Raw genomic sequence first — 263 nt, forward strand, 5'->3', positions numbered from 1 at the left:
TCAGTGGTCTTAACCAAAACAGATAGTGATACAGGAAAGACATTGTCTGGTGCGGTCTTTGATCTCTACAAAAAAGATGGCACAAAAGTTGCCAGTGGCTTAACCACCGATGCAGCTGGACAGATCAAAGTAGGCAGTCTGAAACCGGGAGACTACTACTTTAAGGAAACAAGTGCTCCTGCAGGATATGAGTTAAACGATACCAAACTGAACTTCACAGTTGAACTACAAACAACAGCTAAGGTCGCTACAGTTTCGGCAAC

The 263-nt window shown here is 43.7% G+C and carries 1 protein-coding gene; it reads left to right on the forward strand.

What is annotated here, in order from left to right; all coding sequences use genetic code 11:
• A partial coding sequence (locus FD50_RS12785) for a prealbumin-like fold domain-containing protein (protein ID WP_268872008.1) occupies positions 1-263 on the forward strand: 263 nt, incomplete at both ends.

Origin of the sequence: Liquorilactobacillus satsumensis DSM 16230 = JCM 12392 (assembly GCF_001435195.1) — a bacterium.
GTDB classification, from domain to species: Bacteria; Bacillota; Bacilli; order Lactobacillales; family Lactobacillaceae; genus Liquorilactobacillus; species Liquorilactobacillus satsumensis.